24 protein-coding genes and 4 pseudogenes are annotated in these 24,353 nt (G+C 68.7%); 12 read left to right on the forward strand and 16 right to left on the reverse strand.

The annotated features are described in order from the left end of the window. Nucleotides 1-121 precede the first annotated feature (121 nt). Nucleotides 122-592, forward strand: a complete 471-nt coding sequence (locus tag ACZ4IF_RS44225) for a class I SAM-dependent methyltransferase (RefSeq protein WP_467574864.1) — start codon at nt 122-124, stop codon at nt 590-592. A 208-nt stretch (nt 593-800) separates the two neighbouring features. Here the strand turns inward: ACZ4IF_RS44225 and ACZ4IF_RS44230 are convergent, their stop codons facing one another. The 9 genes and pseudogenes from ACZ4IF_RS44230 to ACZ4IF_RS44270 all read right to left on the reverse strand — a co-directional run bounded on the left by ACZ4IF_RS44230 (nt 801) and on the right by ACZ4IF_RS44270 (nt 9,759). Then, nucleotides 801-1,790, reverse strand: a complete 990-nt coding sequence (locus ACZ4IF_RS44230; protein WP_467574866.1) for a replication-relaxation family protein — start codon at nt 1,788-1,790, stop codon at nt 801-803. Nucleotides 1,791-2,606: 816 nt separating this feature from the next. Continuing rightward, complete coding sequence (locus tag ACZ4IF_RS44235; RefSeq protein WP_467574868.1) at nt 2,607-3,044, reverse strand: hypothetical protein; 438 nt, start codon at nt 3,042-3,044, stop codon at nt 2,607-2,609. 32 nt (nt 3,045-3,076) lie between these two features. Next, nucleotides 3,077-5,257 carry a CHAT domain-containing WD40 repeat protein gene (locus ACZ4IF_RS44240; protein WP_467574871.1) on the reverse strand — a complete coding sequence of 727 codons (2,181 nt, stop codon included), beginning with the start codon at nt 5,255-5,257 and terminating at the stop codon, nt 3,077-3,079. 254 nt (nt 5,258-5,511) lie between these two features. After that, nucleotides 5,512-6,072 carry a DUF4760 domain-containing protein gene (locus ACZ4IF_RS44245; RefSeq protein WP_467574874.1) on the reverse strand — a complete coding sequence of 187 codons (561 nt, stop codon included), beginning with the start codon at nt 6,070-6,072 and terminating at the stop codon, nt 5,512-5,514. A 395-nt stretch (nt 6,073-6,467) separates the two neighbouring features. After that, entirely contained in the window at nt 6,468-6,830 is a 363-nt protein-coding gene (locus tag ACZ4IF_RS44250; protein WP_467574877.1) for a transposase, read from the reverse strand. 479 nt (nt 6,831-7,309) lie between these two features. Further along, a pseudogene (locus tag ACZ4IF_RS44255) lies at nt 7,310-7,405 on the reverse strand (IS5 family transposase); the annotation flags it as partial. A gap of 95 nt (nt 7,406-7,500) precedes the next feature. Beyond that, nucleotides 7,501-7,725, reverse strand: coding sequence for a hypothetical protein (locus tag ACZ4IF_RS44260; protein ID WP_467574880.1), 225 nt, complete (start codon nt 7,723-7,725; stop codon nt 7,501-7,503). A 122-nt stretch (nt 7,726-7,847) separates the two neighbouring features. Next, nucleotides 7,848-9,428 (reverse strand): caspase family protein, encoded by a 1,581-nt coding sequence (locus ACZ4IF_RS44265; RefSeq protein WP_467574921.1) that lies wholly within the window; start codon nt 9,426-9,428, stop codon nt 7,848-7,850. A gap of 10 nt (nt 9,429-9,438) precedes the next feature. Continuing rightward, a complete protein-coding gene (locus ACZ4IF_RS44270) occupies nt 9,439-9,759 on the reverse strand; it encodes a Pepco domain-containing protein (RefSeq protein WP_359500276.1) in 321 nt (106 codons plus the stop codon). Nucleotides 9,760-10,353: 594 nt separating this feature from the next. Between ACZ4IF_RS44270 and ACZ4IF_RS44275 the strand changes: the two genes are divergently transcribed. The 3 genes and pseudogenes from ACZ4IF_RS44275 to ACZ4IF_RS44285 form a co-directional block, all read left to right on the forward strand. Next, nucleotides 10,354-10,749, forward strand: coding sequence for a hypothetical protein (locus tag ACZ4IF_RS44275; RefSeq protein WP_467574884.1), 396 nt, complete (start codon nt 10,354-10,356; stop codon nt 10,747-10,749). Nucleotides 10,750-10,967: 218 nt separating this feature from the next. After that, nucleotides 10,968-11,264 (forward strand): annotated as a pseudogene (locus tag ACZ4IF_RS44280) (DUF1062 domain-containing protein); the annotation flags it as partial. 344 nt (nt 11,265-11,608) lie between these two features. Then, nucleotides 11,609-11,797 (forward strand): annotated as a pseudogene (locus ACZ4IF_RS44285) (hypothetical protein); the annotation flags it as partial. A gap of 2 nt (nt 11,798-11,799) precedes the next feature. Here ACZ4IF_RS44285 and ACZ4IF_RS44290 read toward each other — a convergent pair. After that, a complete protein-coding gene (locus ACZ4IF_RS44290; protein WP_467574887.1) occupies nt 11,800-12,009 on the reverse strand; it encodes a hypothetical protein in 210 nt (69 codons plus the stop codon). Nucleotides 12,010-12,417: 408 nt separating this feature from the next. On the opposite strand from ACZ4IF_RS44290, the gene ACZ4IF_RS44295 reads away from it, so the two are divergent. The 3 genes from ACZ4IF_RS44295 to ACZ4IF_RS44305 are packed head-to-tail and all read left to right on the forward strand — an operon-like array spanning nt 12,418 to nt 14,052. Continuing rightward, nucleotides 12,418-12,678, forward strand: coding sequence for a hypothetical protein (locus ACZ4IF_RS44295; protein WP_467574890.1), 261 nt, complete (start codon nt 12,418-12,420; stop codon nt 12,676-12,678). Then, nucleotides 12,650-13,177, forward strand: a complete 528-nt coding sequence (locus ACZ4IF_RS44300) for a DUF6879 family protein (RefSeq protein ID WP_467574893.1) — start codon at nt 12,650-12,652, stop codon at nt 13,175-13,177. Before ACZ4IF_RS44295 ends, ACZ4IF_RS44300 begins: the two co-directional genes overlap by 29 nt. Before the next feature lie 23 nt (nt 13,178-13,200). Continuing rightward, nucleotides 13,201-14,052: a helix-turn-helix domain-containing protein gene (locus tag ACZ4IF_RS44305; RefSeq protein WP_467574896.1), complete on the forward strand. Its 852-nt coding sequence runs from the start codon at nt 13,201-13,203 to the stop codon at nt 14,050-14,052. A gap of 173 nt (nt 14,053-14,225) precedes the next feature. On the opposite strand, the gene ACZ4IF_RS44310 is transcribed toward ACZ4IF_RS44305, so the two are convergent. The 5 genes from ACZ4IF_RS44310 to ACZ4IF_RS44330 form a co-directional block, all read right to left on the reverse strand. Beyond that, the gene (locus ACZ4IF_RS44310) at nt 14,226-14,630 is read right to left on the reverse strand and encodes a hypothetical protein (protein ID WP_467574898.1); all 405 of its coding nucleotides are present in this window, start codon (nt 14,628-14,630) and stop codon (nt 14,226-14,228) included. After that, nucleotides 14,627-16,360 carry a hypothetical protein gene (locus tag ACZ4IF_RS44315; RefSeq protein WP_467574900.1) on the reverse strand — a complete coding sequence of 578 codons (1,734 nt, stop codon included), beginning with the start codon at nt 16,358-16,360 and terminating at the stop codon, nt 14,627-14,629. The genes ACZ4IF_RS44310 and ACZ4IF_RS44315 overlap by 4 nt, the downstream gene beginning before the upstream one ends. 651 nt (nt 16,361-17,011) lie before the next feature. Then, nucleotides 17,012-17,755, reverse strand: coding sequence for a vWA domain-containing protein (locus ACZ4IF_RS44320; protein WP_467574902.1), 744 nt, complete (start codon nt 17,753-17,755; stop codon nt 17,012-17,014). 413 nt (nt 17,756-18,168) lie between these two features. Continuing rightward, a complete protein-coding gene (locus ACZ4IF_RS44325) occupies nt 18,169-18,723 on the reverse strand; it encodes a GNAT family N-acetyltransferase (protein WP_467574924.1) in 555 nt (184 codons plus the stop codon). 488 nt (nt 18,724-19,211) lie between these two features. Beyond that, nucleotides 19,212-19,841 carry a type III effector protein gene (locus ACZ4IF_RS44330; protein WP_467574905.1) on the reverse strand — a complete coding sequence of 210 codons (630 nt, stop codon included), beginning with the start codon at nt 19,839-19,841 and terminating at the stop codon, nt 19,212-19,214. A 128-nt stretch (nt 19,842-19,969) separates the two neighbouring features. Between ACZ4IF_RS44330 and ACZ4IF_RS44335 the strand changes: the two genes are divergently transcribed. The 4 genes from ACZ4IF_RS44335 (at nt 19,970) to ACZ4IF_RS44350 (ending at nt 22,607) form a co-directional block, all read left to right on the forward strand. Beyond that, nucleotides 19,970-20,401 (forward strand): Hsp20/alpha crystallin family protein, encoded by a 432-nt coding sequence (locus tag ACZ4IF_RS44335; protein ID WP_467574907.1) that lies wholly within the window; start codon nt 19,970-19,972, stop codon nt 20,399-20,401. Between the two features lie 102 nt (nt 20,402-20,503). After that, nucleotides 20,504-20,899, forward strand: coding sequence for a DUF2267 domain-containing protein (locus tag ACZ4IF_RS44340; RefSeq protein ID WP_467574910.1), 396 nt, complete (start codon nt 20,504-20,506; stop codon nt 20,897-20,899). 53 nt (nt 20,900-20,952) lie between these two features. After that, on the forward strand, nt 20,953-21,396 hold the full coding sequence (locus ACZ4IF_RS44345) for a DUF2267 domain-containing protein (protein WP_467574913.1): 444 nt from the start codon (nt 20,953-20,955) through the stop codon (nt 21,394-21,396). A 341-nt stretch (nt 21,397-21,737) separates the two neighbouring features. Continuing rightward, nucleotides 21,738-22,607, forward strand: a complete 870-nt coding sequence (locus ACZ4IF_RS44350) for a replication-relaxation family protein (protein WP_467574915.1) — start codon at nt 21,738-21,740, stop codon at nt 22,605-22,607. A 301-nt stretch (nt 22,608-22,908) separates the two neighbouring features. On the opposite strand, the pseudogene ACZ4IF_RS44355 reads toward ACZ4IF_RS44350, so the two are convergent. After that, a pseudogene (locus ACZ4IF_RS44355) lies at nt 22,909-23,164 on the reverse strand (maleylpyruvate isomerase N-terminal domain-containing protein); the annotation flags it as partial. Nucleotides 23,165-23,334: 170 nt separating this feature from the next. Here ACZ4IF_RS44355 and ACZ4IF_RS44360 point away from each other — a divergent pair. Then, nucleotides 23,335-24,237: a hypothetical protein gene (locus ACZ4IF_RS44360; RefSeq protein WP_467574918.1), complete on the forward strand. Its 903-nt coding sequence runs from the start codon at nt 23,335-23,337 to the stop codon at nt 24,235-24,237. Nucleotides 24,238-24,353: the final 116 nt, after the last annotated feature.

The raw sequence follows: 24,353 nt of genomic DNA on the forward strand, positions 1-24,353 counted from the left end.
GGCCCTGTCTTCATGCGTCGACCGCCAGAAGATCACCCCGGCGAGAAACCTGTTCGACTTGCACGTTCCGTGATCGGTTGAGACACGGCTTCTGAGTCTTCTGGCCGGGCACGTCCGCCCCGTGTCTGGACAGCGTGCGTTGGACGTGGGGTGTGGTCTGGGCGGTTACGCGGCCGCTCTGGCGGGCCTGGGGTACCGGACGGTGGCTGTGGACTGGGCGCAGTCCTCCGTAGCTGCGGTCCGGGATCGCTACAGCGGCCTCGAACCTGGCCTTACGGCCCGCTGGGTGGACTTCGAGGACGACGAGGCCGTCCAGGGCACCCTTGCGTCCGGGTCCTTCGACTTGATCACGATGCGTCTGGTCCTGGCGTTCATGAGGGACAAGGCCGCGGTTGCCCGACGGGTGCACCGCTTGCTGGCGCCGGGAGGGGCCTGGGTGGTCACGACACCGTTGGCGCAGCGTCTGCCGGCCGACCGCCGCGGCATTGCTGTGACGGCCGAGGACCTCGCCGTGGTCACCGGCCTTTACGAGCAGGGCGGTTGGTACGACCTGGAGCCGGGAGGCATCCGCTGCATCATCATGCGCCGGTGAAGCATGTGGATTCCGGCTGCTGAAGGCCACGCGCGCAAGGTGCGACTGCCTCCATCAGGCAGGCCCGAATTGTCGAGGTGGCCCAGCCGTCGGTCGACCAGGGCCCACCCCCTCCCCTCCATGGAGGGGAGGGGGTGGGGTGGGGCCGTGGGTGCTGCGGAGCTGGGGGTGAGGTGCGTGCACTGCTGTGACCTGTGGTGGTCGGGGTTCACGCGCCGGGGTGTGTTCCCCAGCCTCTGACAACGGCCGGTGCCGTGGGCGTTTGGGTGTGGTGGGCCGGCCGTGCGGGGGCTGCCGGAGGGCGGTAGGAGTCCATCCAGCTGACGCGCTGGCCGGGGTCCTGCACGGGCCGCCACACGGGCGCGGACGGTCCGTGCTCCAGCAGGTCGGTCAGCGAGACGGCCAGAATGGTGACGTCCCGTATGAAGCCGGCCTGTGTCAGTTCCCCGTGGGCGGCGTGTAAGGCGCGGATGCGGTTGTCGAGCCCGGCAGGTCCGGTGCCGTCCAGGACGAACAGCAGCCGCGGGAAGAGCGGGTAGCGATCCCGCCAGTTCTCCCGCGCCGGATCCTCGCTCAGGCCCCGCCGGGACCGGCCGAACGGGACCGGCGCGTAGCGGTACAGCCGTTCATACGCGCCGATCTTCGCACTCAGACGTTCGGGGCCCATGGTGGCCCGGTCGACCTCGATGAAGGCCCGCAGCATCGAACCGCGCCCGCTGTTGCGGCTGCCGCCCTGGTAGTACAGCAACGCGTCGGGGATCACGGCCCCGCCGCTTCCGAGGGAGTGGTGGACCTCGGGGATCCAGTCCAGCGGCCGGCACACATCCCCGCGGCGCCGCGCGTCCTGCACGAACGCGAGCCCGGTCTGCGTCACCACAAGCGAGTGCCCCACCTTCAGCCGTGCGGCCGTCGGGTCGGACACCGTCCTCGACGGCTGCCAGCCCCGCAACTCCGGCCACTCGGAGGCGATCTGCGCCCCGTACCGGGACACGAACCACACCCGCGTCCGCCCGGCCTGCGGCAGCGTGATCCGCTCCACCAGCCCTTCCTCGCGCAGCTTGGCCAGCCTGCGCCGTGTCTGCTCGATCCGCACGCTGGGCGCGATCAACGTATGCATCTGCTCCGTCGTCGCCATCCGGTACTGCGCCAGCACCGCCAGCGCCAGCCGGTCTCCACCACCCGCATCCGCCATCACCATGTCGGCCCTCCCGCACATGGCGGCACCGGCCTTGCCCGGCACCGCACGTACAGCCAGAGCACCAGAGACCCCGAACCGAAATGCCGACCACCAAGGCCCGACCAGCATCACAAACCGATAACCCTGCCCCGGACCACGCCCGCACCCCGACCGAAAACTCCCCCCACATCCCCACCCGCAACGGTTTGCGCTCATCAGGCATCCGGTGGCATGTCCGCAGCTCACCACGCCTGGTCCGGCTGCTCGCCCAGGTCGACATCCCCCTCAGCACACCCCCGCACCCCGCCGCAGGAAGAGAGGAAAGAACAGGGGCAGGGTGGGCGGGGCGGCGAGGGTGCGCTGAGGGGAATCGTGCACCGGCTTCTCCCGTTGCGCGTCGGCGGCGCCTCCGTGCTCAAGCGCCGACAGGATCGGCGCGCAAGCCGGAACAGGCGCAGGACGTTCGACTACTCGACGAACTGTGCTTGCACGGCGTCCCGGGCCTGAACGATTGCAGCCAGGCGAGGGGCCAGACGCGCCTGGTCGGCTCCGGAGCTGTGGAGAAGTTCTGTCAGGTAGTCGACCACACCCGCCAGGACCCACCAGTCGTCGGACGCGAGGAGCCGCGTCCAGTCGCCTCAGCCCGCGGAGATCACGGTGAGCACAGCGGGATGCACGTCGTCAGGCATCGTTGCTGCTCCGAGGCTGCGGCGGTCGGTCTCGCGGCCGTCTCCACTTCCCGGGACGAAGGGGTCCTGCTCACTGACTCGGCTGCAGCGTCGTCCTGTCCGGCCTCGTGGGCGGCGCGGTGTACTCCGTCCTGAGCGTACGCTCGCCTCAGCCTGCTCCTTCTGCGTCCTCGGCCAGGCGCCAGGAATGCTCGGCCGTGTCGTAGCGCAGGGTGCCGCGCACCAAGGTGAGGTCCAGCGACTGGAGTTGGCGGTATGCCTGCGCGTCGAGGTCACGAGTGAGCAGGACGCGGACGCCGGTGTCGGTGTCCTGGAGGGCGACGGGGCGCGGGGCGGGGGTGCGCCGGACTGCCTCGCGCAGTGTGCGGTAGACGTCGTCGGCGAGTCTGCTGCCGAGCCCGCCCAGGAAGGCGTGCAGCGGCAGCGTCACGAGGATGACAAGCTCCAGGCTCCGGCGTACGGGGACGGCTTTGACTCGGACGGTGAGGCCGAGCGCGGTCAGCGTCTGGACGAGCGCGGTCTCGGTGCCGGGGGCGTCCTGTTCGGGGACGAGTACGTCGGCCTGGGGCGGGGGTTGGGCGGTCACGGGCGGGGCTGCCTTCCGGTGGAGAGCGTTCTTCAGGGTCCGATCGCTTCGAGGTCGATGACGTGGACCTCGGAGCCCTGCAGCACGGCGATGTGCGTGCCGTCCGGGCTGTAGGCGACGGAGCCGAGGCGGTGTATGCCGACCGGCGCGGCGGTTGGTCTGGCGCGCAGGGCGTGGTGCTCCCACACGGCTCGTCCCGCACGCAGATCCCATACGGTGGCGAGGGATCCGTCGACGGTGGCGAGCCTTGTCGCGTCGGGCCCGAATGCGAGGCTGATCACATCGCCGTGGTGCGGCAGTCGCAGAAGCGGACGTCCGGTCGGGACCTCCCAGACCTGCGCCAGGCTGCCACTCGCGGTGGCGATGCGGGTGCCGTCCGGGCTGAGTGTCACCGCCGACACGTTTTTTTCGTGGGGCAGCCGGCAGAGCTCGGTGCCCGACGCCACGTTCCAGACCCGGGCATCACCCGGTGTCTGCCGGGAATGCGATCTGTCCGTGTCCTGCGGGAGCGGGCCGCGCATGCCTGCCGCGATCCGGGTGGCGTCGCCGGAGAACGCCAGCGCCAGCACGTCTCCCGTATGGGGCAGGGGGAGCCGTCGGCCCGCGGGTCCGGTCAGCACCAATGTGGTGTGCACGTCGCGGTACACGGCCGCGTAGATCTGCCCGCCGTCGGCGAGGGCGGCTGTGTCCGTGTACGACACCCGGCCGAGCAGACTTTTCGGCACCCGTTTGCCCGTGGCACTGCTCCACCTGCGGATGGTTGTCCCCACGACCGTGGCGAAGGTGTCCCCCGTCCGGTCGAAGCACACGGACACGACCCGGTCCTGGTAGAGGAAGAACGACTGGACGGCGCCGGCAGCGGAGGCGACATAGCCGCCGACCTTCGCCTCGCACAGCTGCCGCCCCCGCAGATTGACCACCACTGCGAGCCACTTCTCGCACCCGATCACAAGGCGGCTGGAATCCGGGCTGAAAGCCAGCGACCAGGCCCTCTTGGGCACATGGACCCGGGCGACGTGCCGGCTTGCCGCCTGCGCCGAACGGGCGCCCTCAAAGGGCATGTACGAGGTCGAGGGGGCCGCGACGGCAACCGCCCTGTCCGCAGGTTCGCCCGCCTCAAAGGACGGCTGCCCGGCGGTCACGGATTTCTTGGCCGGCTGCGGGTCCACATCGAACAGCACCCCCTCCGCCGCCCGCATGTAGAGGACCGGCGTGCCCCACTCCAACGTCCCCGGCAACGCCAGCCGAATCGCCTGCCGGGCCTCCGTCACCGCCGTGTCGACGGCGAGGCGGTGGGCGAGGCCCTCGTAGAAGGTGCGGCTGAATTCGACAGCCGCCCGATCAGAGATCGCGTACTGCATGGCGAGTGCGGCCGGCACGCCGGCCCGCAGCAGTGCGCCGCCCATGCTGGAGAACGGGTCGGCCGCCGCCGAGCGGCCCGTCTCGCAGGCGTTGAGGACCACCAAGCGCAGCGAACGGTGGTCGTGCAGCATCATCGCGAGGTTCTCGGCGCCCAGTTGGTACGTCCCACCCTCCTCTCCCGCCAGGGCCAGCGTGCCCTCCTGGGCCACCGGATCGAAGCCGCCGTGACCGATGAAATGCAGGATGTGCCAGGGGCCCCGCCGGGTGAGCGTGGTCCGCAGGGAGCGCCAGGTCTCGCCCTCGACCCAGCCCAGCTCGATGAGCCCGGCCTCCTGCAGACCCGCCAGCGCACCACCGAGCCGTTCGCGCTCGGCCCGGACCGCGAGGGGTTCGAGATCGTCCGGTCGGGCGGCCATGCACAGGATGCGCAGCGGCGCAGCGACCGCCAACGGGCGCTGGGGCGTGGCAACTTCGGGCCGGCGCACCAGCGGCATCGTCGTACAGACATAACTGCTCTCAGCGCTGTCGAAGAGGAACTCCCAGGGCAGCCGCGCGAGTTCCGGCGCACGCACCCGCAGCACCAGGCGTAAGGACCGGTCCCGCTCGGCGGCGCGCTGGCGCGCCGCGGCGAACAGCGCACGCCCCTCGCCGGCGAACAGCGTGTCGAACAGGATCCGGCCCAGCTCCTGTACCGGCCGCTCCTCGGGAGGTGCGCTGCGGCGCACCACGGCCGAGGAGGCGAGAATCGCATCGTGGATACGGGCACAGAGGATGCGCAGTTCCTCCGCGCCCACCGGCAGACGCACCCCGTCGGCACTCGCCTCGGCGCCGTCCGCGGTCCGCAGCGTCACCTGATGGACGCCGGGCCCCGCAGAGGCGATCTCGATGACACTGCCGCAAGACCCGGGCGGCGACAGACCTCGGCGGCCACCGGCCCTCGGAGACCTGCAGATGGCTCGAACGCCTCGCCGCGCCCCTCAATACGCTTCACCAGTCCATGCCAGCCGCCAGGGCATTCATGCGCTGGCCCACGTGATGGTCAGGCAGGGGATGCTCACGATCCGGTGTTGGCGAACGGGAGGGGCTGGCCGTCGCTGCGGATGGGTCAGCGGCCGTGACGCCCGGACAGGTGCTGCCAGAACGTGGGGTGTCTGCTGTGCCAGCGTGCCTGGATGAGTTCTGCGCTGGAGGGTCCGGTGAACTGCGGGGAGACGGCTGCGTAGGCCTGCAGGAGGGCGAGGAGGTGCTTGTCGACGTCGGGGAAGCGCCGTTCTTGTTCCACGAACGGTTCGATGGCTTCCCATACCTTCGCGATCCGGCCCCGCGCCATGACGATGGCGGCGGTTTCGTCGATGACACCCGGCGCGTACAGGCCGGCGAGTGTCTGGAAGAAGTAGGCGACGTTGTACACGGCCGCTTTCGCGTCAGGCGGCAGGCCCCGCAGCCCGCCGTCCGGCGCATGCTCACGGTTGAGATCGCCACAGACGTAGGCGTACTGCTCGTGCAGCTCGGCGGAGCGGAACTCGGCGAGCAGGTCCATCAGAGCAGGTATGTAGTTCGCCTGCCGGGCGATCTGCACCTGCCGCGCTCCGAACCACATCGAGGCGAGCACCGCGGAAACGGAGATCGCTATGGCCAGCACGTTCAAGAGGGTGGCCCCGTCCACGAGCGCATCGTAAAGCTGCAGTCGCAGGTTGGCGAGGGTCGCGAAGCGGGCCGGCAGAACCTCTGCCAGCCCCGCACCGTACGGCAGACGCGGACGGCGCCCGCGAGCAGATCAAGAAGCACCAGGCGCGCAAGACCACCACTGGCTACGCCCGCGACTGGGCGCTGTGGAGCGAATTCGACACCTGGCTCGCCGAGCGCCCCCTCACCGTCCTGCCGCTCAGCGACAGCCACATGCTCGACCCACAGGAACTTCGGCCCATCGGACCCGGGTTCTGCGTCACCTCACTGTGAATACGCCTTGTCGGCCAGGACCAGACCCGCCCTGGTGCGGCGCCGTCCGCGGCGGCGGGGAACGCGCAGACGGGCCATGACGTCTGTGAAGCAGGTACATCCCTAGCCTGCCCGGCGGAATACCAGCGGACGGCAGCCACCGATGACGGCGAGGTGGATCTTCGTGGTCACCCGCCGCGGGACCGGCCGACGGCATGGTCGGCCAGCCCGCCGACCGGGCCCCCTTCTGCGGGCCCCGGCCGCGTGCTGGTGAGCGCGCACGATCGTGGAGTCCACCGTGGCCGCCCAGTTGAGGTTCTCGACGGCGTCGGCCTCAGCCACCAGCGCGGTGAAGACCCACGCCCAGGTGCCGTCGACGCCCCACATCCGTAGCCGGTTGTAGACCCCTCGCCAGTTGCCGTACCTCTCTGGCAGATGGACCCACTGCGAGCCGGTCTGGAACTTGAAGGCGATCGTGTCGATCACCCTATGGTGATCCCGTCACCGGCCACCCCGCTTCGGTGTCCGGCGGGGGAGGAGGGCTCGATCCGCGCCCACTGCGCGTCAGCCAACGACACACCCGGACCAACGATCGGATGATCCAGGCGAAACTGCCTAGTGCTGGACGAGCTCGCGGATCAACCGCACGACATTCGCCACGGCCGACACAGCAGCAAGTGCCACGGCCCAGCGGGGCTTCTCCTCTTTGGATCCGAGGGCACGGGCGATACGGTCTTTAGGCACAGGACATCACCTCAACTGCGAGGGGTGTTATCGGAAGCCCGTCACCCCAACATCACGCTGTCCAGGCCGACTTGGGGAGGCGGGCTTCTGCTATTTCAGCAGTAGGCAGCTGCAGCACGGCAGTCCGAAACGACAGCATGTTCCTGCAGCTTCAGGACCCGGGGAGGGGGATATTTGAGATGTAGCAAGGCAATCTATGTCCAACGGTGCAAGTCGGAGAGCCCGCGGTCCGCGGCTCGCCAGCCGGTGAGCGTGGGGCCGATCAACTCCCAGCGAGCATCGGACAGGTCGCTGGGACAGGAGCGCTGTCGCGTCATGTTTCGGTAGTGCCGTCGGGCACGAAGCGTTCCCAGGGTGCAAACAGACGGCTTCGGGGCGCCGGACAGGGTCCATCGGCTGCAGGTGATCCGATTTACCGGCCGCCGAAGCCGCCCCGGCGGCGGGTTCCGTGAGCCCCGTCACCAGACAGGATCACTGTCATCCTTTCCCAGGTGATCTCCAACCGGCACGGCACCGACTCCTGCTCAGCAAGGAGTTGGGCCAACTCCTCGATCCAGGCGTGCAGTTTACGGATCTCCTCCCGCGCGCCAGCCGCCCGCCGCTCGATCTCCTCCAGCCACGACACCATCGCCGCCACCGGCGAAACCAGGCCCCCGACAACACAACGATCGAGCCACCGACCCCCGGGTCAGCAACCGCGCGCTTCAAAACTCCCTGCAGAAGGGACGCCATCTACAACGCCTCTCCACGGGGGCGTGTTCAGTTCTTCGACAGCACAAATGATGTCTGCGCCTTGCCAAAGCCCGGTGCTGTCACCTCCGCTAGAAAGGTGCCGAAACCTGCGTACTCTTCCGGAGGCGTTCCACACTGCGGAGCACTTGGTTTGCGGTCCCACTTCACGGTGTAGGTAACGTCGCTGTGGGCGGGAGCCAGCAAGAGCAGACTGCCAGAGTCTTTGGGGCAGTCTGCAGAGGACCAAAAGATGTCGTCGCTGGCGACCGTCGTGAGGGTCAGTACCGTTTTCGTAGACCCGAAATCGGCCTTGCAGTCGCTGCCGGTGATGTTCTTCATGGTCAGCAGCAGGGTGGGGATGTCATCGGATCCGTAGGCGTTGTGGAGGCTACGCACAGTCAACTCCGCAGCGCTCGGAGTGCAGGCGGGCAAGATGCTGGACGCGCTGGACTCCTCTGGTCCTGAACTGTCCTTGTCCTTCTTACTGTTCGTGCCGGAAGGCCGCGCCCCGGAGGAACTGGGCCTGAGCGAGGTCTTTGATCCGGGCTCCTTCGACTTCGCGTCGCCGCCCTCGCCATCGCCGTTGTAGGTGACAGCGGCCCAGGCCGCGACGCCGAGCAGGCCGAGCAGGGTCAGCGCGGAGAACACCCGTCGGCCCAGCCGAGCACCGTGCTGCGGATACGCCCGTCGGGGAGTGCCGGCCTCGACACCCATTCCGGCGCTCTCATACGCCGTCGTACCGGCGTCCCTTCCCACTGTGGAGGGCTCACGGATCACGGCGGAGGGTTCACGGACACCCCCCGACCGCCCGCTCGGCGACGGCAGGAAGAGAAAACCGTCGGACGGGATGTCGGTCACCACCCGCAAGGACTGCGGCTGCCCGCTCTTGCGGTACCCGCGGTGCAACTCCGTCATCCGTTCCTGGACGGCGTCCTGAAACCGACCGAGGGGGAGTGCGGCGGTACCGGGATGCGCGGCGATGACGTCGGACACCGACCGGGAGAAGATGCTGAACGAATCGCCGAGCCGGACCCCGGTGACCGGGTTGATGGGCGAGTCGTGCGGGCGCACGAACAGCGCGTACTGTCCCGGCGAGCAGGCGTACACGTACGCCACCTTGCGGCGCAGCGCGGCGCTGATCTTCTGACGGCTCCACTGCTTGACACTCGCGACGCCCATCGAGTCCTGCTCGATGCCCTCCCGGCAGGCGTCGATCAGGAAGACGACGTGCTCAGCAAGCGTCTCGTCGAGGTGTTCACGCCAGTCGATCGCCACACACCCCGACTCGAAGGGATGCGTGTCCTCGTCGATGTCCTCAGGTACGAGGTAGTCGCGACCCTTGGCATGCACGCCGTGCCCGCTCAGCAGGATGAGCAAGGTGTCGCCCGGGCGGGCGCGCCTGAGGAAGCCGGCCACCCGGGCGTTCACGTAGTTCGCCGAAACCTGCTTGCCCCCTTCGCGCCCGGCCAGGACCTGCACGTCGTCGAAACCACGGTCTTCGAGCGCCGATCCGAGCCGAGCGAGGTCGGCCGGGATGAAGGGGAGGGGCGGGACACCGCGCATCTCGTAGTCGCTGGCCCCGATGAGGAGGGCTCTGTGACGTGCCATCACACGCCGGTCAGTGCTTGAAGACCAGTGTGATGCCGTGGCTGCGCTGCAGCTGCGCAGAACCGACGAACTGCACACCGCCGCTCGCCGTCACCTGGAAGGTCAGGTGTGCCTCCCGCAACGGCAGCGGTCCGCCTCGGGCGGCGGCCTCGGTGAACACCTGCTGCAACGCGTCCACGGCCTCGGCGAGGTTCTTGCGCAAGGGCCCCAGAGGTACGCTCCTCAGCCGCACCTCACCGTCCCCACCGCCGAACAGGCCCATGGAGTCGCCACCGTCGTCGAGATGACCGTCTTGATCGCCTTGATCGTCGTACGAAACCCAGAAGGGCAAGGCCGTTACTTCGGACGCATCGGCAGCTGAACTCACGAATCCCCCTGTGTCAGTGACGGCAAGTCAACTGTACGAAGACGGAGGGTGATTCATGGTCAGGAGCGAGAATCTGGTGCCGGTCAATCCCTGGAGGCCAGCATCCGCATGCGCGCTCGTACTCGGGTCTGAGCACGCATCGCCCTGCGCGAGAGTCTGCCCTCGGTCCGGGGTGCGGTGGCCGGCGCGCGCAGGCTCGGATTGCCGGCCGCCGCCCGGATCTTCTCCATGGCGGCCACGAGCCCGGCCCGGGTGCTGATCCGCCCTGGCACATACGCATTCCCGGCCCGGCTTCGGAGCCACGGCCGCGGCGGCCCGCGCCGACACCCGCTCCACTTCACCGTCGACGTTCTCCAAGCCGTTCCCGCCACCGTCCAACAGATCGTCGTCGGGATCCTGTTCGCCCGTCGTGCGGCTGGTGCCCAGGTGAGGGTGGGCGAGGGTTTTGATCGTGTCGTGGCCGGAGGTGAGGGTGGGATGATCCTGTCCTGTCCGGTACGCCTGGCGAGGCCACGTGTACCGGGGTCGCCGGTGGCCGATGAGGAAGACGATGGATCGATGACGCTGAACGTGGGCCAACGGGTGCGGCTGGCGGCGGATCTCCGGTTGGCCGGGTCGGTGACCCCAGCCGGTGAGCCCCCGCTGGAGACGGGTGCCTTCGCCGCCTCTGTGGCCCTGGCAGCAGGCATCGAGGGCACGGTCGAGCGTGCGGACGAGCATCACCGGCAGCAGAGCCACGAGGTCCGTGAGTACCTGCGCCTCAAGTCGCTCCTGGGCGACTTCGGCCACCAGATGCCGCCGGCGAGCAGGACGCAACTGGAGGAGCAGGTGGGGGCCTTGGAAGAGCAGTGGGTCGCCTACCAGCGACGGATGCTCCGTCTCACGGTCCGCGTCCGGCTCGACAACGGATTCGTCCTCGACGATGTCCCCGAGGAGGCTTTCACCTCCGCCTGATCAGGCGTCGGGCGCTCGCTTTCCGCGCGCCGGCCGCCGGAAAATCCGTGGACCCGCACCCTCGTGTGCCGTTACCGTTCTCGCGCCCGCAGTCGTCTTGTCAAGGACGTGCCGTTGTACACCCAGTGAGATCCCCCGAGCGCTGATCCGTCGTGCGTCGCACCTGTGCGCCGCGCTCTTTTTCGCTGCGGTCTTCTCACTGGAACCGGTGTATTTCTGTGTCCAAAAACTGGGCGGTCGTGCCCACCTGCCTGCCGACAGTTCTCCGTCGTTGCCACGGGTGCGTCCCCGGGCGCTTCCGGGCGCACGGCACATTCCGCGTCAACGCGGACCACAAGCTCCTCGGGGCCTGGCTCCTCGCGCTGTGCACCGGGTGCGGGGACACCACCAAGCTCGCTGTCCTGGAGCGGATGAACGTGCGTTCTGGACGACCCGAGCTCCTGAACCTGGTGCGCGACAACGACGCCGTCCTGGCAGCCGGCCTGTTCCAGGGCCCGGTTGTACGGCGCCGCGATGTGGGCGGCTCGGGGCGAACCGAGCGGCCGGCCTGGCAGTCGCCGTACGGTCCGCCGCCCAACCGGGCGCACCGCGGCCGGTGGGCGCCTGCGCCGGGGCTGGCCTGGTCTCGGTCCGCTCTGCGGCGCGCAACCCTGTGCGACCGGAGCGTCTGAGCGCCGAAGGACTCGGCTCTTCGCGAGCCCCCAGCGCAAAGAGGATGTGACACAGCTTCCCAAGGCGTAGAGCACAACGAGAGCCGGCCACACAACGCGGCGCCCCCAGCCACCGCCTGAGGCGCCGCTGGCTGGACGGGCTCCGGTTCTTGTTCACAATTCAGATTGCCCCACGAGTGCCGCTAGCGGTGACCCGCTTGCGGAGACAGCTCAGCAAGGAGGCGGCCCACGGGTTCACGGGGCTGACCCCGCGAAGCTTCAACAAGCTCGCTGCCGCACTGGGCAGAGGTGGCGCCCAAGGTGCACAGCGAGGACGGCCCTGGAGCCTTCCGCTGGAAGGCCGCGTGCTCCTTGTGGCTGCGTTTTGGTGCACCAATTTCTAGGTGCGTGCGGTGCGGTACGCCCTCCAGAGCCGGTCCGCCTGCGCGCACCGCCGCTGCCCGTGCCCGCAGTCGTCGCATGTGGTGGCGTGGTTGATGTAGGCGCGATAGGCGGTCTGGACGCGGTGGTAGGTGCCGCTGTCGGCGACCCGCTGCATGCGGCCGGACGAACTGCCGGTGTCCTGCCATTCCCACCGGGTGCCGGTCATGACCTGCCGCCACTGTGCGTGGGGTGGGGGTGGTTGCGGATTTCGACGTTGCAGTCCGTCGCACGTGATGGGTCCCCGGCCGCGGTGGCGGCGGCCCGCTGTCGGGCCGGTGCCCTGCAGACGCCGCAGCCCGGTGCCGGCGGGGGCTCGTCGAGGGGCATGGCGAGCGTGACGGGTGGGCTCATGGTCGTCTTCATTCGCGTTTCCTTCGCCGGCGTGGGCCTGCCCGGACGGTGCGCGGCGTGCACGGGTAGAGGAGTGGGCTGCCGCTGGGCACGACGCTACGAGCGCGGTGTGCGGCACTTCCAGCAATGTGCACCGATGTACACGCGACTGGTTTACGCCCTTGAACTGCCATCTCTGGCACAGGATGTACATCCCTGAACACGACGAACGCCGGAGGCGGCCGTGGACCTACAGTTCATCGGGATCGACCCCGACACCGGAGACGGTGAAAGCCCCACCGTGTGGATTGACCAGGAGAAGGAAGAGCTCGTGCTCCAAGGATGGAAGCCGAGCCTGCAACTCGAGGCGGCGTGTGCGGAGTTCGAGATCCCCGGCCACGCCAAGGGGATCCCGGAGCACGAGGCAGTGATCCGGATTCCGGCCCGGATGGCGACCGTGATCAGGGAGACCTGCGATGCCCTCGAGCGTCCCGACGTTCGCTGAGCTTCTCGGGTCGGCAACGCACTCGGCCGTCCACCTGGAGATGCGCGACTCCTACGCCGTCGACTACGAGAAGGGCCCGTTCGCCCAGTGGCGGGCCGGCTTCCGCCACGACGTGGCCGACCGCGCTTCCTGGTGGCGTCCCTGGCTCGATCTCATCGCTCAGACGGTGGACCGCCACGTCGTGGTGCGCCGCGCCCGCATCGTCTCCGAACCGGTCAGCGAATACATCCGCTACGAGCACTCAGGCACCTTCACCAACATCGCCGCAGGCGAGCAAGTACGGTGGCTGCCACGCCGCCAGGCATCCGACATCGCACTGCCCGGCAACGACTTCTGGCTGATCGATGACCGCCTCATCCGCTGGAACCACTTCACCGGCGACGGAGCCTCGGCAGGCGGAGAGATGAGCGACGATCCGGCCGCGATGAAACTGTGTGCCGACGCCTTTGAAACGGTGTGGGCGCGCGCGATCCCCCACGAGAACTACACGATCAGCTAGCGCGAAGGCGACCAGACCAGCTCATGCCCCTGTCTCCGTCCTCCTCGGCCCAGGCTGCCCGCGAAGCAGTCGCCGGCCGCCTGCGAGAACTCCGTGCCCATGCCGGGATCACGGGGCCTGAGCTGGCCACACGCTGCGGCTGGAGCCACCCCAAGACCTACCGCATCGAAGGCGCACGCACGCCCCCGTCAGCCGACGACATCCGCCGCTGGTGCAAGGCCTGCGGAGCAGCCGACCAGGCACCGGACATCATCGCCGCCTCCCGCAACGCCGAGTCCATGTACGTGGAATGGCGCCGCAGACTGCGCACCGGACTCAAGCAGCTGCAGAAAAGCTACGTGCCCCTGTTCACGTCAACCCGCCTCTTCCGCGTCTACTCACCCACCCTTGTGCCGGGCCTGCTGCAGACCGAGGGATACGCGAGGGGACTGCTGACCCGCATCACCGAGTTCCGTGACATTCCCAACGACGTCGCAGAGGCCGTTGCCGCGCGCCTGGACCGTTCCCGGATCCTCCACGAACCAGGACGCCGCTTCCTCCTCGTGGTGGAGGAGGCCGCACTGCACCACCAGGTCGCCGACGCCGAAGCGATGGCCGCCCAACTCGGCTACCTGCTCACCGCCGGCGCGCTGCCCGCCGTGTCCCTCGGCGTGATCCCCATGTCGGCCCAGGCGCGGCCCATGTGGCCCGTGGAGACGTTCCACATGTACGACGACAGCCTCGTATCGGTAGAGCTCCTCGCAGCGCGCGTGACCGTCACCCAGCCCAGCGAGATCGCCCTCTACGCCGACGCGTTCGAACGACTCCACGGCATGGCCGTACACGGCGCCAACGCCCGCGCCCTGATCGTGAAGGCCATCGACGCCCTGCACTGACCCTGGCACGACGAAGAGCTCCCTCTCGCTCTAACGCTGAGTCGCAGGATACGGCGCGATAATGTCCGGGCTGTCGGCGACTTCGCCGACGCCGGCGCGTGTGATGGGGACACCAGGCCGGGCCGGAAGCCTCGATCGTGCCCCGCCCAGATCTGACCGACCTGGGCTTCTCCTCATCCAAGCCATCCTGCGAGGGCGTGGGCGAGCGCTTCGCCACCTTGCTGCACGACGGTGCCGGCCACGAGAGCCGGCAGTGCTTGCACGGCTCCGCGCAGGGTGCCTTGTGCTTGTGCGTCCGGCGTGGTGAGCGAGGTGTCGATGGAGTCCGCCATGGCATGCAGTACCTGCGCGTTGCGCAGGTCTCCCGCGCTGCGGTCCACCTCGATGCGGAAGGTGGCGAGGAGATCGCGCACGGTGTCGAGGTCTACGGGGGTGGTTGCGGCGGTAGCGGACTGGTGAACGTGTGAGATGTTGTGTCCTACCACGTTCTGCAGCGGGGCGGTGTTGTTGCCTCCGATGCTGATGCCCGAGCCATGTCCGTGTTCGTCCTCGTGGCGGCGTCGTCCCCCGACCATCATTTTGCTCCTCCCTGGGCGCTGTTGTTCTGGCCGATGTTGCTGATACCGCTGCCGGCGACGTTCTGGATGGGCGCGTTATTGTCGCCGTAGACCTGGATGTTGGTGATGACCATGGCTACCTGCTCATCGAACTGTGCGGTGTCGACACCGAGTTCGACGAGGTAGTCGGCGACGGCCCGGAAGATGCATGTCTGCATCAGCACCACGTGCCGTTTGGCGTCGTCGCTCTGGTGCATGTCGGTGACTTCCTCGATGGAGTACCGGTCCCGCAGGCTGAGCGGATCCTTCTCCTCCGTGGAGTCGTCTTCTTTTTGCCGGCCCTGCCCGAGGCGGGTCACGAACTGCCACAAGGAGAGCGGGCCTTTGGCTGCGTCCAGTATCGCCTGTATCGCCGTCCAGCCGAGGAGCCGGAGCCCGCGCTTGGCGAGCGGCGCGTCGGTCACTCTCAACTCGTTGTACAGGGGCGTCATCACGTGCGGGCGCAGGGTCAGGCGCAGCTCGCCGGCCTCCAGTGCGGCGTGCACGAACACGCTCACCACGACCTGGCCGTCCCAGCTGACGCACTGGGCGCGCAGGTACAGCCGGTCCGGGACGCTGGACGGCGATCGGCGCCCTCGGCCTCGCAGGTCGGGCAACTCCAGCTTCGCGGCACGGGTGTTCCGCAGCCACAGCGCGGACGGCAGCCCCTTCACCTGCGTGACCGAGAAGCCGGGCAGCGGATCGGTGATCTCCCGTGCGCCGCGCCCCAGGCCGTTGAGAGCAGTTCCCATCCGCCGCAGGAGCTCGTCTTCACCGAAGGATCTGACCGACTCCTGCGGATCCCTGGGCTTGAGCGGAATACCGATGTCCGCGACACCCCACACCTCACGCCCGGCCCCGACGAATCGCTCCGGATTGTTGTAGGGCAGCTCCTGCCGCTTCTGCTCCGCGCCGATCTGAGCCATCCGACGCCCGGCCTTCGCCGCCACCCACGGCAGACGGCCGGCCGCGACACCCTCCCCGGCGATCTCCGCCAGTGCCGCCCGCGCGGCCAGCCGGTCGCCCATGCAGACAAGTCCCGCTCCGGCCAACAGCACGAGCGGAAGCAGCAGCAAGCCCAGCCGCAAGGGGACCACTTCGCTGCGGATGGGCTCATACGGCACCACCGCGAGAAGCAGCGGCACACACAGCACGACATACGCGGCACGAGGCGACGGCGCCAGCCGCGACTTCTTGCCTCTGCGGACCGCCCGCAGCGCCGCCCACCGCATCACCAGCGCCAGCAGGACAATCACGCCCCACACGACGGCAGCACGCGGAATCGCGTACGCCACAGCAGCGGCCCAGAGCACTACCAGCACCCGCCGCAGCCACTGCCGTCGTCTGCTGCGCAGACTGTGCGCGACCACAGGCGCGAGATCGAAGCCGTACGACGGCACGGGCAACGGCGGCCCGTGCAGGACATGATCCACCACCCACCCCGCCATGGGCTCACCCAGGGGCGGGCAGTCGTCGCTGCCCTCCAGATAGATCCGCCTGCGGACACTGCGTCGGGGCTTGCTCGCCTTGTTCGTCTTACCGCGGATCTTGCGCCACCACGTTGTGACGGCTTTCACCTGGTCAGGGCGTGAGTAGACGGACTGGCACAGCAGCCGGGTCACCTCCGACGACGTCGGATCCACCTCACCGGAGGAGTTGCTGGTGAGACCTGTGGCCTCGGCCTGGACCGGCACTGCCGGCCACTGGGCCATCCCCTCCGCATCACGTTCCCGAACACGCAGCCCCCGCCCCAGCCCCATACCGCCCCCCGGTGCACCGATCAGGCGGGCATCCTCACGGCCAAGGAGGCAAAGCACCAGAGCGCAAACGCGACAATACGCTCAACGGTATTGGGTAAGCGAAGCTTTGACCGAATTCCGACCCCGCAGCGGCGCAGCAGGCCACCCATCGACGTGATCCTGACGGCCGAGTGAGGTGGAGCTGATGGGGCTTCCCGCACGCCGCGCCTCCTTCGCCTCCTCACGACTTGCCACGGACGGGGTGGGGGAGAACGGCGGCGTCGATCCAGGTCTGCAAGGGGGCTGGCATAGGCGACGCCGATGAGCGGGCCGAGCCAGGGCCGGTTCAGGCGGTGGCCGAGGTGGTGGACGAAGCGCCTCCTGCGTCCCGCCCGGCCGTGCCCCCTGACACGGTCGGCCTGCGCCATCTGGATGCAGGTGGGATCGGTCAACGCCGCGGCCAGGGTGATGACTTCGGGCAGAACGGCCGCGTCACGCGGGGACGCGGACCATGCGGCTCCAGGGCCGCAGGCCGCCGCGCCGCGGGTGAGGTGGTGCAGACCCCTCGGGCCAGATCCGCTCGGCCTCCCACGCGGCGGCCTGCCGGCCCGGCCGGGGGTGTTGCTAGATGATGCCTGCGTTGCGGGCGGCGGTGAGCCAGGCGGGGAATTCCTGCAGCAGTCGGTCGTAGAGGAGGTCGTCGCTGACGGTCTGCGGGGTGCGTCCGGCGTGGAAGAAGCCGGCGTTGTCGACGACGCGGCGGTCGGGGACGGCGAGGGTGTCGAGCTTGCGCAGGAACGCGAACTCGTTGTCGGCCGGGTCGCCGAAGCCGATGAACTGCCAGAACAACGGCAGGCGGGCGGCTTTGCACAGGTAGCGCTCGGCCGCGGGCCTGCTGGTCGGGCCTCCGTCCGTCTGGAAGATCACCAGGGCGGGCTCGTCGCTGTCGGAGTCGAGGTAGTGATCGATGACCTCGTCCATCGCCCAGTGATAGTTGGTGCGTCCCATGTGTCCGAGGTTTTGGTGCAGTTTGTCGATGCGGCCGCGGTGCCCGCCGAGATGGAGGTCGGTGGATCCGTCGACGTCGGTGGAGAAGAAGACCACCGGGACGGTCCCGTCGTCGTCCAGGTGCGCGGACAACGTCAGGACCTGCTCCGCGAGGTGTTGCATGGTGCCGTCCGCATAGTAGGGCCGCATGGAGCGTGAGCGGTCCAGCACGAGGTACACGGCCGCCCGTACTCCTTCCAGTCCGTGATTGCGGACGCTGGTGCCTGCTGCCTTGTAGAGGCTGACCAGGTCCGGGGCCCGTTCCAGCACCTTGGACAGGCTGATGGCGGAGGAGTGCTCACGGCGATTCGTCTCGATCACCTCTACAGAGTGGTCTCAAGAAGCAGGCCAGATCTCGGCTTTGCCGACTTCGCTTGCCTCTCGACACTTTCTCGTGTCGGTAGGCCGGCATGGCCGATCCGTGAGTGCTGACCAGGTGCAGTGCAGCTCTCTCGCATGGCTCGACCGGCGCGCATATCGCCCAGGGCCGCCGTAATGGCCGACGCTGCCCCGTGCTCGATCCGTGGCTCACTTCGTCCACCCGCCAGACGCGGCAGGTTGGTCAGCCCGTCCTCGGAGAAGCCCCCTGTCGTCGAGACCTTCAGAGCCGGTTCGGACACGGGTCGGCGCTGTGGTCGCTCTCAGCGCCCACACGAAGAACACCGCGCGTGTGGGGGAGCGCCGATCACCGTCGCATCTCCCAGGCGGGACCGCCGTATCTCGGTCAACTTCCATTACTCACTGATTGAATGCCGTTGAGCGAACTCGTCAGCGAGCATGCCCATCACGACGAGATCACGGTGTCGGCCGGCAAGGAACACGCGATCGCGGAGGCGCCCCTCCTCGACGAAACCGAGCCGATGATGGAGTGCGAGCGATGCCTCGTTGTGAGCGAAGATCCGTGCTTCGCACTTGTGATAGCGCCGCTCGGCGAACATGAAACGCAGCAGCATCACCACGGCTTCCGCCGCATAGCCCTTGCGCCGGTGATCAGCGCCGATCGTGACGCCGTACTCGAACCAGCCCGCACGCGGATCAGCCTGGTGCGAGCCGACAGCACCGACCATTTCCCCTGCGTCGACGTCCTCGATCGCCAACTGAAAGCAGTCGCCATCGGTCTTGGCAGCGGCCTGTTCCTTCGCCCAGGCACGAAATCCTTCGGCGGAACGAGGCGGGTTCAGCAGGTCGCCCATCTGCTCTTCGTCCACGGCGAACCGCATGAACGCGGTCCAGTCGTCAGGCTCGATACCGCGCAGGCGTATCCGATTGCCAGTCCAGAACGATGTCATCCCCCATTCGATCACGCCGCAGAGTGCGAAGTACAGACCACTCGCCAACCCCAGCACACCATGTGACCTGGCACTTCGGCGTTGTCGACCGCTCACTTCAGCGCGATCAGATCGCTCTCGGAGAACCTCTCGTTCCAGAGGCATTCAGGCAGTTCCAATACCCGACTCCACCATTACACGTACGTAAGGAACACATCGAGCGGGCATGGGTGCGGGCGAACACCCGGGTTGCCGACCGCCTCGGTGTGGGCGTGGGGGAGAGGTTGTGATGCGCTGGGAATTGAAGAGCCGCGCCCTGGAACGCGGCATCACCACGTCCGCGGCCGACGGCGAATGCTGTTCCCCGCACGCCAGACACCACGTTCCCGCCCACCGACGCCTCGCACGCCCGACGACGACGAAGAGGAAGACGCGGGCACCGGCGAGGCGGAGCAGGGGTTCGCCCGGGGGCGGAGGCTGACTGGGCTGGTGCGGGGCACCGGGCGGGGTCAGGGGGGAGTGAGGGTGTCGAGCCGGGCGGCGAGGTCGGGGTGGGCGGCGGCCAGGTGGGGGCGGGTGGCGGTCAGGGGGACGAGGAGGTCGGCGGGGTCGTTGTGGGCGAGGGCCGCGTGGAGCTCATTGAGCGGGCGGCGGGCGGCGGGGGGAAGGTCGGTGAGGGAGGTGATCTGGCCGGCGAGGCGGCGCAGGTCGGCCGCGTGGTCGCGGGCCCAGGTGGCGGTGTTGCGGTCGGCGGCCCGGGCCTGACGGGTGGCCGTCACGCGCTGTTCGCCGGTGGTCCCGGCCGGGCCGGGGCGGCCGCGCAGGTAGCGGCGCTCGGCGGCCTGACGGCTGGCGACACCCAGGGGAGAGGCGAGGTCGGCCCAGCTGGCGCCTGCGTCCCGGGCCGTTTCGATCAGGCCGGTCTCCCATCCGGCGAGCCGCTCACGTACCTGCCGCAGCAGCATCAGCGAGGCGAGGGCCTGCTCCGGGGCCGGCCCGACGCCGAGGGTGTCGGGGGTCTCGTGCTGGGCGTCGCGCAAGGCGCCGTCTATGGCTTTCAGGGCCGCCGCGGCGGCGAGGAACGACGCCGGGCTGTGGGCGTCGACGTCGGTGGAGACCGGCTGGTCGGGTGCGGTCACGGGCACCTCCCTCGAGCTGTCATCATGTAGACGACACCATGTTTGTCATCCATTGGATGACATGTTACAACGGTGTCAGTGAGGCGCATTGGCAGCAACTGCCTGAACCTGCTGGAGGTGTATTCACGATGTTGATGCGCACTGACCCCTTCCGTGAGCTGGACCGGCTGGCGCAGCAGCTGATGGGCCCGGGCACCTGGTCGAAGCCGTCGGCGATGCCGATGGACGCCTACCGCGAGGGTGACGAGTACGTGGTGGCCTTCGACCTTCCCGGCGTCAGCGCGGACGCGATCGACATCGACGTCGAGCGGAACATGCTCACCGTCAAGGCGGAGCGCCGGCCGGTGGCGAAGACCGACGACGTGCAGATGGAGCTGTCCGAGCGGCCGCTGGGCGTCTTCTCCCGCCAGATCGTGCTCGCCGACACCCTCGACACCGAGCACATCAAGGCCGACTACGACGCGGGCGTGCTGACCCTGCGCATCCCGATCGCCGAGCGTGCCAAGCCCCGCAAGATCTCCATCGGCGTCGGGACCGGCCACAAGGAGATCTCCGGCTGACACCGGCCGGACAGGTGCGGAGGACGGGCACCTGATCTCCCCCCTCACCCCGTCCTCCGCACCCCGTGGGCAGGCCGAAGAACCAGAAGGGGTGGCGGCGAGATGACCCTGCGACGCGAAGCGTTCCTCGACCACGTGAAGGAGCGCGGCGAGTACGGCACTGTGGAGGAATCCGAGCGCGCGGCCCGTGTGGTGCTCGCCCTGCTCGGCGCGCATCTGGTCGGCGAGGTTCGCGCCCAGCTCGCGGCACGTCTCCCGGAGGAATTCGCCCTGATCCTCCTCAACCCGCTGCAGAGCGCCGAACCGCTGCCCCCGCAGCGGTTCGTGCGGGCGACCGCGGCCTGGATCGAGGGCGCCACCGAGCAGACCGCGACCTGGGACGTCAGCGCCGTGCTCTCCACGGTCGCCGACACGGCCGGCGAGGACCTGCTGGGGCAGATCCTGCTCCAGCTCCCCGCCGGCTACGACCTCCTCTTCGGCCGCCCCCAGCCCACCTGACCCCTACCTCGGTGCCACACACCCGCACCGCTCTACGAAAGGCATGCACTGCAGTGATCACCGACGTGCGCGTACCGGCTGAGCACCAGCAGCCGTACTCGACGGCGTATGAGCAGATGCTGGAGAAGGTCCGCTACGAAGGCGCCTACCCCACCCGCGAGAGAGCCGAGGAAGCCGTCCGCCTGGTTCTCGCGGGGCTGGGACGCCAGCTGACCGGCGACGAACGCGTCGACCTTGCCGTCTGCCTGCCCCTGGAAGCCGCACGTGTCCTGACCGCACAGATCCCCGACACCCAGCCGCTGACCGGCTGGGCCTTCGTCAAGGACCTCGCCGCCCGCTCCGGCGCCTCCCTGGCCACCACCCGCTGGGACACCGGCTCCGTCTTCGCGGCCGTCGCCGCCCACGCCGGCCCTGACCTCATCACCCGCATCCTCCACCAGCTCCCCACCGGCCACGCGCTGTTGTTCGGCCGCGCCGAACTCATATCCGCCGCGTAACTGGCACCGGCACCCCGGGGCCGCAACAGGATCCCTCCGGCGGCCCTTGGCGAAGTCCCCGATCCGCGCGATCGGGGACTTCCGCCTTCGCTGTGCATGATGACCGTCTCGGACGGCGTTTCTCATAAACGGTCCTTTGCGCGAGCAAGATCGATCACCGCCCGCGAAACCCCCGCCGAACCCGGATTCGCTCTCAGAACCCGTTCTCACTCAAAAGCGGGACGGACCCCCTTCTGAGACTTGCATTGTGCGAAAATCCGGGCCCATGACAGTCCCTCAGCAGCCCTCCCCAACCGGCCGGTCGGACGCCGACGACGTCGAACAGCACACCTGACCGAAGTGTGACGCACTGGATAGGTTCCTGGTCGACCGAGGTCCCCCTCAATCTCCCGGCCAGTCGCGGTAGCCGTGCCGGTGTCCGTGCGGACGCGGTCCTGCAGGCCCCGGAGGCCGGGCTGCCGGTGCTGTTCGTGGAGGTCGACAACTGCACCGAGTCCGCCGACACCCTCGCCGCGAAGTTCGAGAAGTACCTGCGCTACTTCCGGTCCAAGACCAAGAGCTCCCTCGGGGGCGAGATGCCGGCGTGGCGTGCCCAGTACCGGCCGACCGGCCGGGAGGGACACCCGCCCGTCGTGGTCGTCTTCAACCCCGGCACCCGCACCGGCCCCCAGGCCCTGAAGAACCGCATGAACACCGTCATGCAGCAGACCCGGCCCGTCTGGTCCGGCACCTACCACTCCGGCAGCGTCGATGGCACCGAAGGCGAGGACGGCTACTACGACTACGCCGACGCCATTCCCGTCCTGTTCACCACCCTGGACCGTCTGAAAGTCGTCGGCGGACCCCGCGATGCGGTGTGGTGGAGGTGCGGACACGGCCAGTGGCAAACCCTCCCCGACGCCCTCGCCGACCACAACGCCTGGCACGCCCGCGACCAGCAACGCCGCCTCGAGTACGAGAAGGCGCAGGAGCAGCGCCGGCGAGAGCGGGAGGCCGAGCTGGAATCCCGGGCACAAGACTCCCCGGAGTCCGAGCCCGAACCCGTGCCGCCGTGCGAGCGGTGCGGTCTGCCGATCACCAGCTTCGGCTACAACGTCGAACTCGTTCCACCGGAAGACGGCCGGCATTGCCCTACCTGCCGCTCTGACATCCCGATGCAGTATCCGAGCCTGCGCCAGGCTCTTTTCGGGCTCCGCTCGCGCAGCAAGTAGCCCGGCCCCGCCAGAGCGTTACGGGACCGGGCTATGACCGAGAACCCTAGCCGGGCAGGGGAAGCCGGGCCCTCAGCGATCACGGAACTCGGCCCGCGTGCAGGCTGCTCCTGAACCCTTAAATCCACAGCTCACCGCAACCGGTGGAGCCGTCGAACGCCGCATGGCCCAGTTCTGCAACGTCAGCCGCTCAGTGGTTGCAGGTCAGGAACGCCTTCGGGTCTTCGTAGACCTGGAGGCGGGAGTTGGCGACCAGCGCGCGTAGTTCGCGTTTGCCGAGGTACGTCCCGGCGTAGCGGTCCTCCTCGGCACCATCGTCGACGAAGGAGCCCGGCGACACTAGCGCTCTCCACCAGGACGTGGAAGGCGTCCGTGTCGGTCGCGGCCAGCAGCGCCGAATGGTCCGTCCAGGCGAGATGCGCGATCTGGTGGGCGACGCTCCAGCCGGGCGCCGGGGTGGCGAGCGCCCACTGCTCGGCGCTCAACTCGGCCACCAGCCGGTCGAGTTCCTCGCTCTCCTCGCGCAGGTCGTCGAACACGGGCGCCGGATCGGACACGGCACGCTCCCCTCGGGCATGGCAGCGCCGAAGAAAACAAGCAAGCATGCTTGCATAATTGCGGCCGTTCGGTGCACGACCCGGGGCGAGGGCTGCGCCGACCCTGTGTGCTCAATACACTCGGCGATCGCGCCCATCGCGGCGCACACTCGCATATCGGGGGACGAACGATGAGCAACTGGAACCCGGGCGGACAGCCGCCCCAGGGGCCGCAGCCCTACCAGCCGCAACCACCTCAGCCCTATCCGCCCCAGCCCTACATGCCGCCACAGCCCCAGCCGCCCTACCCGGGGCCGCCGGTGCCGCCCCCGGGCGGGCCGATCACCCGGCTGCGGCGGCGGATCGGCCCCATCCACACCGCGCGCAGGGTCTTCACCCCGTCACGGCCGGGCATCGTCTCGGATCCTGAGGTGGCGCGGATGCGGAAGATCAGGACCCTGGTCGGCGTGGGCGCATTCCTGTGGATGTCCTACGCCTACAAGCTCGCCCCCAAGCTCAGCGATGCGGCGGACGAGCAGGTCGACAAGTCGTGGACCAGCGCCCTCGTGCTGGCGGCGATCCTCCCGGTCGTCGTCGGCGTCCTGTACGGCCTGGCCGCTCCGGCGGCGCGACGGGACCTGCTCCGCCGGGCGGGGCGGTGCTTCGGCGCGATCGTGGCCATGATGGCGGCGGCCTCCGTCTTCCCGATCATCGTGCTCTCAGGGTTCTTCGAAGGCCAGGAACCCCTCGTGGAGGGCCACTTCACCGTGACGAAGGGCCTCATCCTCGCGTTCACCCTCTTCGTCCTCTTCTGGGTGACGCCGTTCGTCGTCTGGGGCGTGGGACTCGCCGTCCAGCACGTGTTCCGCACCGCGGACATCCACGAGACGGTGCCGCCGCTGCTGATCATGGCGTTGGCGTGGGGGATGGCACTGATCGACATGTTCACCGGCGCCCACGAGGGCGTGCCGACGGTGATCCGGTACGTGTTCATCCTGGGCGCCCCACTCTCAGTCACGGCGGTGGGCCTGTGGGAGCTGCACCGGCTGCGCGTGCACTACGGGCTGGGGATGCGAGGACTGCTGATGCGCTAGGAACGGCGCCTCGCAGGACGTACTAGACGAGTAGTTCCAATTGCGGGGTTCACGAACGGAGGGAGGGTGTCCAACATCGGGTTGTGACGACCGATTTAGACACCCTCTTGACGGCA

It is taken from the genome of Streptomyces sp. NPDC025784, from assembly GCF_055558435.1.